The 12,095-nt window shown below is 71.3% G+C and carries 11 protein-coding genes; all 11 read right to left on the reverse strand.

Annotated features, from left to right (window positions below):
• Positions 1-65 precede the first annotated feature (65 nt).
• On the reverse strand, positions 66-890 hold the full coding sequence (gene cofC, locus ACFXI4_RS13745; protein ID WP_384990159.1) for a 2-phospho-L-lactate guanylyltransferase: 825 nt from the start codon (positions 888-890) through the stop codon (positions 66-68).
• A complete protein-coding gene (locus ACFXI4_RS13750) occupies positions 887-3,487 on the reverse strand; it encodes a bifunctional FO biosynthesis protein CofGH (RefSeq protein WP_358582807.1) in 2,601 nt (866 codons plus the stop codon). Before ACFXI4_RS13750 ends, cofC begins: the two co-directional genes overlap by 4 nt.
• A gap of 2 nt (positions 3,488-3,489) precedes the next feature.
• A complete protein-coding gene (locus tag ACFXI4_RS13755; protein WP_121417697.1) occupies positions 3,490-4,644 on the reverse strand; it encodes an acyl-CoA dehydrogenase family protein in 1,155 nt (384 codons plus the stop codon).
• Between the two features lie 76 nt (positions 4,645-4,720).
• On the reverse strand, positions 4,721-5,374 hold the full coding sequence (locus ACFXI4_RS13760; protein ID WP_121417695.1) for an enoyl-CoA hydratase/isomerase family protein: 654 nt from the start codon (positions 5,372-5,374) through the stop codon (positions 4,721-4,723).
• Positions 5,371-6,420, reverse strand: coding sequence for an LLM class flavin-dependent oxidoreductase (locus tag ACFXI4_RS13765; protein ID WP_384990160.1), 1,050 nt, complete (start codon positions 6,418-6,420; stop codon positions 5,371-5,373). Before ACFXI4_RS13765 ends, ACFXI4_RS13760 begins: the two co-directional genes overlap by 4 nt.
• A 142-nt stretch (positions 6,421-6,562) precedes the next feature.
• Positions 6,563-6,886, reverse strand: a complete 324-nt coding sequence (locus ACFXI4_RS13770; protein ID WP_121417694.1) for an NIPSNAP family protein — start codon at positions 6,884-6,886, stop codon at positions 6,563-6,565.
• Positions 6,883-7,551, reverse strand: coding sequence for an NADPH-dependent F420 reductase (gene npdG, locus ACFXI4_RS13775; protein ID WP_384990163.1), 669 nt, complete (start codon positions 7,549-7,551; stop codon positions 6,883-6,885). The genes ACFXI4_RS13770 and npdG overlap by 4 nt, the downstream gene beginning before the upstream one ends.
• Positions 7,552-7,640: 89 nt before the next feature.
• A complete protein-coding gene (locus tag ACFXI4_RS13780) occupies positions 7,641-8,447 on the reverse strand; it encodes an IclR family transcriptional regulator (protein ID WP_384990165.1) in 807 nt (268 codons plus the stop codon).
• A 27-nt stretch (positions 8,448-8,474) separates the two neighbouring features.
• On the reverse strand, positions 8,475-8,945 hold the full coding sequence (locus ACFXI4_RS13785; protein WP_384990167.1) for a VOC family protein: 471 nt from the start codon (positions 8,943-8,945) through the stop codon (positions 8,475-8,477).
• A 96-nt stretch (positions 8,946-9,041) separates the two neighbouring features.
• Entirely contained in the window at positions 9,042-10,664 is a 1,623-nt protein-coding gene (locus ACFXI4_RS13790; RefSeq protein WP_384990169.1) for an AMP-binding protein, read from the reverse strand.
• Entirely contained in the window at positions 10,646-12,094 is a 1,449-nt protein-coding gene (locus ACFXI4_RS13795; RefSeq protein ID WP_384990170.1) for an aldehyde dehydrogenase family protein, read from the reverse strand. The genes ACFXI4_RS13790 and ACFXI4_RS13795 overlap by 19 nt, the downstream gene beginning before the upstream one ends.
• Position 12,095 lies beyond the last annotated feature (1 nt).

A 12,095-nucleotide genomic window follows, 5' to 3' on the forward strand; every position in this document is an offset into this window, starting at 1 on the left:
ATCCCCGAAGAACAACGGCCTTGGCGGCCGGGCACCCTCGATCTCTCCGGCCGCCAAGGTCGTTCTCATGCCCGCGGCGGGTGACGTACGACGCCCGGCGGCGCGGTACGGCCGGGGAGGCCGGGGAGGCCGGGGAGGTACGAAGCGTCCACGAGGGACGGTACGGGCCGCAGACGGGCGAGGACGTCGGAGAGGTGGGTGTGTCGTGCCGGGGGTGGCACGAGGGCGAGGTGGGCGAGGCAGTCGAGGTCGTAACGCAGCGCGGCGAGGCCGGGTCCGGTCAGTTCGACGGCGCCGGAACGGCGGTGGGCCTCGCGGGAGCCGATTCCGTAGACGGGACCGAGCGCGTGTCCGGGACGGGCGGTGAGGAGCGTGGTGCCCTCGTCGTCCGCGTCGGGGAGGAACGCCCGGTCGTGGGCCCCGGCCTCGGCCAGGGCCCGGCCGAGGAGCGCGGGTTCGATCAGCGGCAGGTCGGCGGGGAGCGCGGCGACACCGCATCCGGGGTGGCCGGCACGGGCGGCCCGTTCTCCCTGGTGCAGTGCCTCGTTGAGACCCGGGCCGGTCCCGAGGACATGTCCGACACCGAGACCGGCGACGGGTTCGAGGTCCTGGATCCGGTCGACGACGACGATCACCGTGGCCACGCCAGGCGTGTGCTGCGCGGCGGCCACGGTGTCGCGGAACAGGGCGCTCGCGACCCGCTGCCGGTCGGGCGAGTCGAGTGCGAGGCGGCTCTTCGCCAGGCGGAGGTCCTTCTGCGGGACGACGACGGCCCAACGCACCTCACCGCGCGCACGGTTGTCGCGGTGTCCGTCCCTGTCGGCGGGGTGGTGGGCCCGGCCGTGCGTACCCCCGTCCGCGCGGCCGCGGCCGGGCCGGCCGGTGGTCATCGTACGAATCCGACACTCAGCGGCACGACCCGGTGGACCTCCGTGTCGAACCGGCGGGCCGCTTCGGCGCGTTCCGCGCTGACCTGGCCGTAGGTCGTCGAGCGCTGCCGGGCCGGCCGGCCGGCGGCCGCGGCGAGGGCCTCGATGTCCGCGATGGTCTTCATCGACCCGTTCGTCGAGCCCGCCATCCGGCTGATGGTCTCCTCCATCAGTGTCCCGCCCAGGTCGTTGGCGCCCCCGCGCAGCATCTGCACGCACTGCTCGGGCGACAGTTTGACCCACGAGCACTCGATGTTGTCGATGTGCCCGTGCATCAGCAGGCGCGCGAGGGCGTGGACGGCTCTGTTGTCCCGGTGGGTGGGGCCCGGCCGGGCGATCCCGGCGAGGTAGATCGGGGAGGAGTGGTGCACGAAGGGCAGCGGTACGAACTCGGTGAACCCGCCCGTCTCCCGCTGGATGCCGACCAGGGTGCGCAGGTGCCCCACCCAGTGCCGGGGCTCGTCGACGTGCCCGTACATCATGGTCGCGGTCGTGGGGATCCCCAGTCCGTGCGCGGTCTTCACCACCCGGATCCATTCCGCGGCGGGGAGTTTGCCCTTGGTCAGGATCCAGCGGATCTCGTCGTCGAGGATCTCCGCGGCGGTGCCCGGGACGGAGTCCAGCCCCGCCTCGCGCGCCCCGGCGAGCCACTCGGCGACGGAGATCCCCATCCGGGACGCGCCGCTGATGATCTCCATCGGGGAGAAGGCGTGCAGGTGCATGTCGGGGCAGCGTTCCTTGACCGCGCGGGCCAGGTCGTGGTGGACGCTGCTGGGCAGGGCCGGGTCGATACCGCCCTGCATGCACACCTCCGTCGCGCCCACGGCCCAGGCCTGTTCGACCCGGTCGCCCACTTCGCCCAGCGACAGCCGGTAGGCGTCCGCGTCGGTCTCCCGTTGCGCGAACGCGCAGAACCGGCAGCCGACGTAGCAGACGTTGCTGAAGTTGACATTCCGGTTCACCACGTAGGTCACGGTGTCTCCGACGGCGGACCGGCGGACCTGATCCGCGAGCCTGCACATCGCGTCGAGCCCCGGACCGTCCGCGTAGGCCAGCGCCAACGCCTGTCCGTCCGTAAGGCCCGCCGGGTCCCGCTCGGCCGCCCGCAGGGCGTCGGCGACGTCACTGTCGAGGCGCTCCGGTGCACCCGCGCCGGCTCCGGTGGGGAGGTCGTGCACCTGGTCGGCCAGGACCTGCCAGTCGCCGAACGCGTTGTCGAAGTCACCGCGCGCGGTGGTGAGCCGGCCTTCCCTGTCGATCGCGGTGTGCAGGTCGGTACGCCCGGACGAGACGGCCTCGGCTGCTTCCTGCCACGGCATCCCCACCGGCAGCACGTCGGCGGCGAGGCCGGTGTCCGGGTCGGCGAGTGCCCGCAGGTGCGGCTGGACGCGGGCGTCCGCCCAGGGGCTGCCCGCGCGGATGTACTCCGGCTGTGCCGCGAGGCGTTCACGCAGTTCGAATCCGGCCCCGGCGGTCAGTTCCGCGAGGCGTTCCAGGTGCGGCCAGGGCCGTTCGGGGTTGACGTGGTCGGGCGTCAGGGGCGACACACCGCCCCAGTCGTCGACGCCGGCCGCGAGCAGGAGCCGCAGCTCGTCCGGGTCGGACAGGTTCGGCGGGGCCTGGATCCGCGTCTTCGGGCCCAGCAGGATGCGCGCGACCGCGATCGCCGCGAGGTACTCCTCCAGGTCCGCGTCCGGCACCGCCCGCATGGCCGTGTCGGGCTTGGCCCGGAAGTTCTGCACGATCACTTCCTGGACCGCCCCGTACTGCCGGGCGATGCGGCGGATCTCCAGGATCGACTCGACCCGGTCCTCGGCGCTCTCGCCGATACCGATCAGGATCCCCGTCGTGAAGGGGATACTGCTGCGGGAGGCGTCCTCGATGGTCCGCAGCCGCACCGCGGGGTCCTTGTCCGGGGACCCGTAGTGGCAGCCCCCCGGCTCCGACCACAGCGACCGTGCCGTCGACTCCAGCATCAGGCCCATCGACCCCGCGACGGGCTTCAGTCGCTGCAGTTCCGTCCAGCTCATCACCCCGGGGTTCAGGTGCGGGATCAGGCCGGTCTCCTCCAGCACCAGGATCGCCATCGCCCGCACGTACGCGAGGGTGTCCTCGTAGCCGTGCGCGTCCAGCCACTCCCGGGCGGCCTTCCAGCGGTCCTCCGGCCGGTCCCCGAGCGTGAACAGGGCCTCCTTGCAGCCCAGTCGGGCACCCTCGCGGGCGATGTCCAGGACCTGCCCGGGCGTGAGGTAGGCCTCCTCGACCCGGCCCGGGGTGGTCGCGAAGGTGCAGTAGTGGCACCGGTCCCGGCACAGCCGGGTGAGCGGTACGAACACCTTCTTGCTGTAGGTGACGATGCCGGGCCGCCCCGCGTCGAGGAGACCCGCGGAGCGCACGGACCCCGCGACCTCGCACAGCGAGGCCAGGTCGTCGCCGCGCGCCCCGAGCAGGGCCGCCGCCTCCCGGCGGTCGATGTTCTTGCCCGCCCTGGCCCTGGCCAGCGCACGGCGTACGGGTGCGGAAGTCACCGCGGTCTCCTCACATGGACGCTCAGGCATGGTCAGTTGCCGCGCAGGCCCATGGACCGCGCGATGAAGTTCAGCTGCACCGACGGCGGGCCGGCCACGACCCGCGCGATGATTCCGTCCGAGTGGTGCATCGGCAGGGTGTGGTCGCGGACATAGCCGTACGCGCCCTGCAGCTGGACCGCCAGCGCCGACGCCTCGGCGTATATCTGGCCGCACAGGAACTTCGCCATCGTGCTCTCCGTCTCGCACGGCAGGCCCGCGTCGAAGAACGCCGCCGACCGCTGCACCGCGCAGCGCGCCGCGTCCTTGCGGACGAACATCTCCGCGAGCGGCAGCGTCACACCCTGGTACGAGGAGATCGTCTTCCCGAACTGCTCGCGCTCGTTGGCGTACTCGACCGTCATGTCCAGGACCTGTCCGACACTGCCCAGGAACCCCGAGCTGATCATGATCCGCTCCAGGACCAGCCGCTCCTTGAGGATCTGCCAGCCCTGGCCCGGCTCGCCCAGCAGGGCCTCGTCGGGGACCAGGACGTCGTGGAGGAACACCTCGTAGATCCCGCTGATGTTGCGGCCCAGGGCCGGCATCCGGCGGATCTCGACACCCGGGTGGTCGGAGGGGACCAGGAACACGGCGAGGTCGTCCCGCTTGCGGCCGCTGTCGCCGGTCTTCGCGAACAGCTCCATCACCGTGCCCGGGATCCCCGCGCCCTCGCAGTACGTCTTCTGCCCGTTCAGCAGCCAGCCGCCCTCGACGCGCTCCGCGGTCGTCGCCACGCTCGCCGCGTCCGAGCCGACGTCCGGCTCCGAGACCGCGATGGAGAACCGGCCGTCGCCCCGCAGCACGGGCTCGGCGTACTTCTCCTGCTGTTCGAGGGTGCCCCAGCGGATCAGGTCGCGGATCCCGCTGATGTTCAGGTTCAGCAGCGCGACCAGATCGGAACTGGCCCGCCCGACCTCCTCGCACAGCGCGATCAGCAGGCCGGCCATGCCCTCGAGGGGCTCGTCGTCCGCGACGATGTCGTACCAGCCCAGCTTCGCGATCTCGCGGTAGAGGTGCTCGGGGTAGGAGCCCTCCTCGTCCCAGATCCGCACGTCACGCTGCGGAGCGTGCCGTGCGATCACCGCACGGGCCGTGGCCCGCAACTGCTCCTGGTCCTCGGACTCGATGAAGGGGTTCGCACTCATGGTTGTCGCCTTTCCGGAGGGGATCGGGCGGCCGGTGGATCGGGTGGTCCGAACGGTGCGGTCGCCGCGGGGGAAATCAGGTGGTGAGAGCCGTCCGAAGGGTCTGGACAAGATCCGACGGCGCGGCCGCGAACTGCTCGGCGAGGTGCCGGGCCCGGTGGCCGAGGTCCGCGGCCCCGACCACGTCGACCAGGCCCAGCCGGGCCAGGTCGTCCCCGGTGAAACGTTCGTCTGCCACCAGCAGCCGGAACGCCGCGGCGGGACCGACAGCGGCCCGCAGGCGGCGGACCGTCTGGTCCGGGGGCAGGAAGCCCAGCCGGAGCTCCGGGAAGCGGAACATCGCGCCCGGAGCCGCCAGGGTGACCACGGCGGCGGCGGCCAGGGCCCACCCGCCGCCCACGGCCGGGCCCTGCACGGCGGCGACCGAGGCGGGGAACGCCTCGACGAGGTCGCACGCCTCCTCGATCAGTTGCCGGCGCAGGCCCGGCCGGCCCATCGCGGTGCCGTCGTCCGACCGCACGTCGGCACCCGCGCAGAAGGCCGGGCCCTCGGCCTTCAGCAGCAGGACGCCGACACCCTGTTCGCGGGCGCCCTTGAGCGCCGCGACCAGTTGCTGGAGCAGCGGGATGTTCATGGCGTTGCGCGCGTCGGGGCGGTTCAGCGTCACCGTCGCGACGCCGCCCCCGGTCTCCGACAGGCACAGCGGTGTCTCGTCCGCGACGGCGTTCATATGAGCTCCGGGAGAACTTCGGTGGTGAGCAGGTCCACGGCTTCCGCCGGGTCGGGACCGACGGGGGCTCCGACGTATGCCTCGGTGAAGCCGGCCCCGCGGGCGTACTCGAGGAGTTCGGCGAGCGACGCGATGCAGTCGCCGGGAGTTCCCGAGATGACGAGCTGGTCGGCCACGTGCTGGGGCAGGAGTTCGGCCGCGGCGGCGATGCCCCGGCCCGTGTGGACGGCCTCACGGGTCGCCGCGTAGTCGGACTGTTCGAAGCCGACCTGCTGCAGACTCTCGTGCGGCTGCTGGGAGACGATCAGGGCGGCCTGCCGGCGGGCGGCGGCGTTGGCGCGGTCGCGGTCCGCCGAGACGGACACGTTCACCCCGTAGATACGGGTCAGCTCCGGGCGGTCGCTGCGCTCCCGGCCGGCGTCGAGGCGGTCGAGGTTGCTGACCGCGTCGAACTGGCCGCTGCGGAAGGCCGCGAGGCTGTGTGCCGGGAAGTTGCTGGCGCAGATCACACCGTCGGCCAGCTCGCCCGTCATCTCAAGGATCTTGGGACCCGTGCCGGCCACGATCACCCGGACCGCGGGGTCGTCCACCCAGTCGAGGGACGCCCGGCCCTCCGCACGCAGACCCAGGTCCGCGCAGGTGAGGGGGTAGTCGCCCATGCGGACGCTCTCACCCCGCCAGAGCGCGCGGCAGAACCTGATGAGTTCGGCGACGCGGCCGACGGGCTGCTGCCGCTCCATCAGGGCGCTCACCAGGCCACCGCCGGTGCCGATCCCCATGCTCACCTGGCGGCCGGCCGGCATGAACTCGGCCAACGTGGCCATCGTGGAAGCCTGTTCCAGGGGGTTGCGCCCGAACGGGAACGTCACCGCCGTGCCGACACCCGCACCGGTCCTGGCCGCGATCGCCCCCAGGACGGCGCCCACTCCTCGCGACTGCATCTGGTCGGTGACCCAGATCGTCTCGAAGGTCCGAGCGGCGACCTCGGCGACCTCGACCAGGCTCGGTCCACCTGCCCAGGCGTGTAGCTGAATGCCCTTGATCATCGACTCTCGATTCACGATGGTGAACAGTGTCCACGGCAATGGATAAAAGGGAATTGCGAATCCATTCCGGCCGAGGCTTGAACGACCGTCGGCCGGTCACGGCGGGGCCGCATGCGCGACCGCATCCGGCCCCGCCGGAAATTCAGCGATGAGCCGCCACGTACTCGGGTTCGGTGAGGTACGTGCTCACGATTTCCTCGATCAGCGGGCCATCGGCCTCACTGCGTTCCTTCAGCTCGATCCACCGCGGATCCGCCCTGAAGGCATCCCAGAACTCGATCGCCGCGTTCACATCCTCGAACGCACACAGGTAGTAGATCCGCCGTCGATCGTCGACGACATGCCAGAAACCCCTGAGGTCGAGACCGAAATCCCTGAAGAGGCCGAGGGTCTCGTCGGCGAAGCGCCTGTGCAGGTCCTCGGTCCGGTCCGGCAGCGCGGTGTACTCGCGCAGTTCGAGGATCATGCCGGGATCCCGGAGACCGAGACGCCCGAACGGGTCTTGTAGCGCCGGTTGATGTTGATGAGGACGGCGGTGAGCGGCTCCAGCTGACGGGCCAGCCGCAGGACCCCGCCGTCGATGCCGGGCCGGCCTGTGATCGTCGCGGCGAGGGCGGCGACCTTCTCCTTGGCGTCCCTGTCGTCACCCACCACCAGGACGTCCTCGTGCCCGAGGGGACCCTCGGCCTCCCACAGGGAGACGGCGGACAGGTGATGGAAGGCGCCGACGACCACGGCGTCGGGCACGAGCCTCTGCGTCTGCTCGGCGGCGCTGCCTTCCTCGACGTCCAGGCCGTACGCGCCGCGCTTGTCGAAGCCGAGCGGGTTGACGCAGCTGATGACCAGCTTCCCCGCCAGCACCGGCGCGAGCGCCGCGACCAGTTCCTCGTGGCCGTCCCACGGCACGACGATCAGGACCGCGTCGGCCGCCTCGACGGCACCCTTGTTGTCGAGGCCGAGCACGTCGACGGCCGAGCCGGCACGCGCGCGGATCTCGGCCGCGGCCTCCTCGGCGCGCCCGGCCGAGCGGGATCCGATGACGACCTTGTGGCCGGCGCGGGCGAAGTGCAGGGCCAGGCCCTTGCCCTGTGGTCCGGTACCTCCCACAACGGCGATGGTGTGGCTGTCCATGGTTCGTGCTCCTCAAGGAAGTGCCCGCGACCGGCGGTGCGGGTTCACAGGACCGGCGTGCGGGCGCCGGTCCTGTGGGTCTGATGGGGTCAGCCGGCGGATCCCTCCGGTCCGGCCTCCGGGTAGTCGGCCGGTACCCGGCCGCCGCTGCGCACGGTGATGGCACGCGCGGCGGTGACCAGGTAGGGGGCCAACTCGTCGATGTCCTGCGGCGTGAGATCCGTTCCCATGCCGAGCAGGCTGATCACGAGGCAGGGCTGCCCGTCACGGTCGAAGACGGGGAAACCCATGACGTTCAGCTCGGGGGCGTACTCCCCGAAGACGACTCCGAAACCGCGGGAGCGCACTTCCTCGCGGCGCGCATCGTCGTCCGCGGCCGGCACGACGTCATGCCACGCGTCGGTCAGCCGGCTGAGCAGCGGCGCGTCCCGGTCGAACCGGGAGCCGATCTCGATGGTGATCTTGATGTCCTTGCGGCTCTCGATCTTCGCGATCGCGGTGAAGTGCCCGTCGGGCATCGGCGAGATCGCGAGACACGCCAGCTCGGTCCGCTCGGCCAGCCGCTCCATGAACGGCCGCGCCTCCGCGACCGGGGTGGTCCTGGTGACCGCCGCCACGCCGTACTCCACGAGCAGCGGTCCCAGGTTGTAACGCCGGGTGTCGGAGTCGTACTCGATGAGACCTTCGCTGACCATCGTCCGGATCAGGTTCGATGCCGTGCTCTTGGCCAGCCCACATGATTTGGCGAGTTCGGTGACCGTCGCCCCGTCGACATGCCGGACCAGGTGGTCGAGTACCCGTACCGTGCGTGACACCGCCGGTACGAGAACCCCGGCTCCCTGCTCGGCATCGTCGTCGGCGACCACGTCGCTGGATTCGGAAGGCCCCTTCGCCACGTCTCCTACTTTCCGGTCAGGGAAGCCTCAGTGCTTGGCTGAGTCCCCTACCAACTCGACAAAGTGGAACAGCGTACCGTCGGGGTCCGCCGCGAAGAGGATCTTCCAGCCGTTCACCCCGTCGGGAGCCATCACGGTCTGCGGGGTGTGCAGGAACTTGACGCCCGCGACGCTCAGTCGGTCGTACTCGCCCTGGATGTCGTCCGTGAGGATCGAGAAGCGGCACAGGCCCGGGTTGACGGTGTCGGCGACGGCCCGTTCGCGGGTCGCCGGCACGTCGTGCCACTCGATGATGTCGAGCAGCGCCTCGTCGGGCGAGTTGTTCAGGCGCATGTGCGCGAAGCGCAGCCTGCTGCCCTGGTCGATCATGAACGCCCGCGCGAGGTTGGCGTCGTCGACCTCCTTGTCCTGCACGACCTCGAAGCCGACGAGCCGGTAGAACTCGATGGTGCGGTCCATGTCGGTGACGTTGAGACCGACATGCCAGAATCTACGCATAGGTGGTCCCTCTCGTGATGTGTGTCTGTGTGTGACAACCGGGCACGGACGCCGCCGGACGCCGTCTCGGGCGGTGGTGCCTCGGAAGGGGCCCGGTCAGTGCGGGGCCGGAGCGAGTTCGCGACGCAGGAGTTTCCCGGTCTCCGTCCTCGGCAGGGACGAGACCACTTCGAACTCCCGGGGTCTGGCGTGCGGACCGACCGTGGCGGCCACCAGGTCGCACAGCTCCGCGCGGAGCGCCTCCCCGACCTCGCCGCCGGTCTCGCCGCCGGTGAACCGCAGGAAGACCTTCACCCGCTGGCCGATGCTGTCGTCCGGGATGCCGACCGCGGCGGCCTCGGCCACCAGCGGGTGGTTCACCAGGGCGTCCTCGATCTCCGAGGGGCCGATCCGGTAGCCGCGGCTCTTGATGACGTCGTCCGCGCGGCCCAGGTACTCCAGGCGCCGTCCATGAGCACGCCTGGCCAGGTCGTTCGTCCGGTGCCACTCGCCGGCCGGGGGTACCGGCCCCTCGGTCCTCGCATCCCAGATCCCCAGCAGCGCGACCGGGTCGGGAAGCCGCAGGGCGATCTCGCCGACCTCACCGTGGGCGACCTCCCGGCCGTCCTCGCCGAGCAGGGCGATGGTGTGACCCGGATACGGGGCGCCCATCGTGTCGTCGTCGACGGAGCCCAGCGCCGCCGAGTCACCGATGAGAGCGTTCGCCTCGGTCTGGCCGTACGCCTTGTTCACGGCCTGCGACAGGTGCAGCCGGGACCACGCCATCTCCGAGCGCCCCGCCGGTTCGCCGCCGGTGACGACGGCACGCAGCCTGCGCTCCGGCGTCCGGCCGTTCGCCTGCAACAGGCGCAGGACGGAAGGCGGCAGGAAGGCGGTCGTGACGCCGCACCGCTCGAACAGCTCCAGCGTGGCGTTCGCATCGAAACGCGTCTGCCGCTGCGCGACGACCGGGACGCCGAACGACCACGGGACGAGGAGCCCCAGCATGAGGCCGCCGATCCACCCCCAGTCGGCCGTCCCGTAGTAGACGTCCCCGGGCTGGAACAGCTCGAAGGCGTAGTCCACTCCGGCGTGGCCGAGCAGCACCTGGTGGCCGTGCAGGATGCCCTTGGGCGGACCGCTGGTGCCCGAGGTGTACATCAGCAGCGCGGGGGTCGTCGGACCGGCCGGCCAGGGTGCGGCGGAGTGGTCGTCGACCTTACGGCCGGCAATCCCCCTCCCCTCGGTCCCGTCGACCGTCAGCACGGCGAGGCCCTCGACGTCGCAGCCCGTCGACCGCAGCCGGTCAAGACCCAGCCCGTCGGTGACGAGCACCTTCGCCCCCGAGTCGCTCAGGCGGTGAGCGACCGAGCCGCCGGCCATGAGACGCGGGATCGGAAGGAGCACCGCCCCGGCGGCCAGCACTCCGAAGACGGCCTCCGCCGCGGCCGGCGAGGGGTCGAGGTAGAGCGCGACCCGGTCGCCCGGAGCGACTCCTTGCGCCCGCAGTACATCGCCGACCCGCAGCGCGGCCTCCTGGACCTCGCCGAACGTGATCTCGCCGACTTCCTGCGGTCCGGCCGTGAGCACGGCCACCGCGTCCGGATCCTGCGCGAAGAGCGCGTCCTGCGCGATCGAGTAGTCCGCGGCCGGCGACCACCGGGAGACACCCCGAAGGTCCCGCAGGCGGGCGACGACCGGGACGTCGGCGCCCTGCGGCGCTAGTCCAGACGTGCCCATACGCTCTTCTCCTTCGTGAAGCTCTCGATCGCGCTGCGCCCGAGATCACTGCCGTAGCCGCTGTGGCGGAACCCGCGGTACGGCGAGGCCGGGTTGAGCACGCCCCAGCTGTTGATCCACACGTTCCCGGCGTCCAGCGTCCCCGCGAAGCGCAGGGCCCGGCCGACGTCGCGGGTGAACACGCCGGCCGCGAGGCCGTAGATCGTGTCGTTCGCCAGCCCGATCGCCTGCTCCTCACCCTCGAACGGCAGTACGCCGAGGACAGGGCCGAAGATCTCCTCGCGAGCGATCCGCATGTCCGGGGCCACGTCCGCGAACAGCGCCGGCTGGTAGAAGAAGCCCGGACCGTCTGCCGGAGCCTCGGTGCTCCCCGCCAGCAGACGGGCACCCTCCTCGGCACCCGACACCACGTAGGAGTGAACCGAGTCCCGCTGTGCCGCGTTGACCAGCGGACCGATCTCCGTCTCGGGGTCGAGCGGGTCTCCGACCCTGGCCGCGTCGACCCGCGCCCTGACCAGCTCCACGACCTCGTCGTAGATCGGGCGCTCGACCAGGAGCCGGCTGGGCGCGGTGCAGGTCTCGCCCTGGTTGCCGTACATGGCCGTGAAGACCACGTCGGCGACCGCCTTCGGGGACGCGTCCGCGAAGGCGACCAGTGCCGACTTGCCGCCCAGCTCCAGGGAGGTGGTGATCAGCCGGTCCGCCGCCATCCTGCCGATCTCCTGGCCGATCTCGGTCGAACCGGTGAAGGTGATCTTGCCGACGCCCGGGTGCTGGACCAGCGCGTTGCCCGCCACCGAGCCGCGGCCCGGCAGGACGTTCACGACACCGGCGGGGATGCCGGCCTCCAGGGCCAGCTCACCCAGCGCCACCGGCACGAGGGGCGCAAGCTGCGCCGGCTTCAGCACGATGGAGTTGCCCATGGCCAGCGCCGGCGCGATCTTCCAGATCGACTGCACGGCGGGGAAGTTCCACGGGGTGATCGCACCGACCACACCGATCGGCTCGCGCACGGTGTAGTTCAGGAAGCGGCCGGGGGCGGGGGTCGTCCGCCCCTCGATCTTGGTCACCAGCCCGGCGAAGTACTCGACGGTCTCGACCATGACCGGCAGGTCGATCTTCGCGGACTCGCGGATCGGCTTGCCCATGTCGCGGGTCTGCAGCTCCGCGAGCCGCTCCTTGTTCGCTTCGATGAGCGCCGCGTAGCGCAGCATCAGGCGGGTGCGCTGCGAAGGCCGCATCCGCTGCCAGGCCTTGGCGCCGGCTCGCGCGGCCTGGACGGCGCGGGCGACGTCGTCCACGGTCGCCTCGGCGACCTTCGCTATGACACTGCCGTCGGCGGGGTTGACGGTCTCGAACGTGGCTCCGTTCGAGGCGTCCGTGAGCTGGTCACCGAGGACCAGCGGAACACTGGAGGTCAGTGCACGCATG

This window comes from Streptomyces sp. NPDC059224 (assembly GCF_042754285.1).
Lineage (GTDB): Bacteria > Actinomycetota > Actinomycetes > Streptomycetales > Streptomycetaceae > Streptomyces.

Bases quoted from the DNA above. Each gene is read 5' to 3' on its own strand.
- cofC (WP_384990159.1), bottom strand. From the start codon at position 890: ATGACCACCGGCCGGCCCGGCCGCGGCCGCGCGGACGGGGGTACGCAC.
- ACFXI4_RS13750 (WP_358582807.1), bottom strand. From the start codon at position 3,487: ATGCCTGAGCGTCCATGTGAGGAGACCGCGGTGACTTCCGCACCCGTA.
- ACFXI4_RS13755 (WP_121417697.1), bottom strand. From the start codon at position 4,644: ATGAGTGCGAACCCCTTCATCGAGTCCGAGGACCAGGAGCAGTTGCGG.
- ACFXI4_RS13760 (WP_121417695.1), bottom strand. From the start codon at position 5,374: ATGAACGCCGTCGCGGACGAGACACCGCTGTGCCTGTCGGAGACCGGG.
- ACFXI4_RS13765 (WP_384990160.1), bottom strand. From the start codon at position 6,420: ATGATCAAGGGCATTCAGCTACACGCCTGGGCAGGTGGACCGAGCCTG.
- ACFXI4_RS13770 (WP_121417694.1), bottom strand. From the start codon at position 6,886: ATGATCCTCGAACTGCGCGAGTACACCGCGCTGCCGGACCGGACCGAG.
- npdG (WP_384990163.1), bottom strand. From the start codon at position 7,551: ATGGACAGCCACACCATCGCCGTTGTGGGAGGTACCGGACCACAGGGC.
- ACFXI4_RS13785 (WP_384990167.1), bottom strand. From the start codon at position 8,945: ATGCGTAGATTCTGGCATGTCGGTCTCAACGTCACCGACATGGACCGC.
- ACFXI4_RS13790 (WP_384990169.1), bottom strand. From the start codon at position 10,664: ATGGGCACGTCTGGACTAGCGCCGCAGGGCGCCGACGTCCCGGTCGTC.
- ACFXI4_RS13795 (WP_384990170.1), bottom strand. From the start codon at position 12,094: ATGCGTGCACTGACCTCCAGTGTTCCGCTGGTCCTCGGTGACCAGCTC.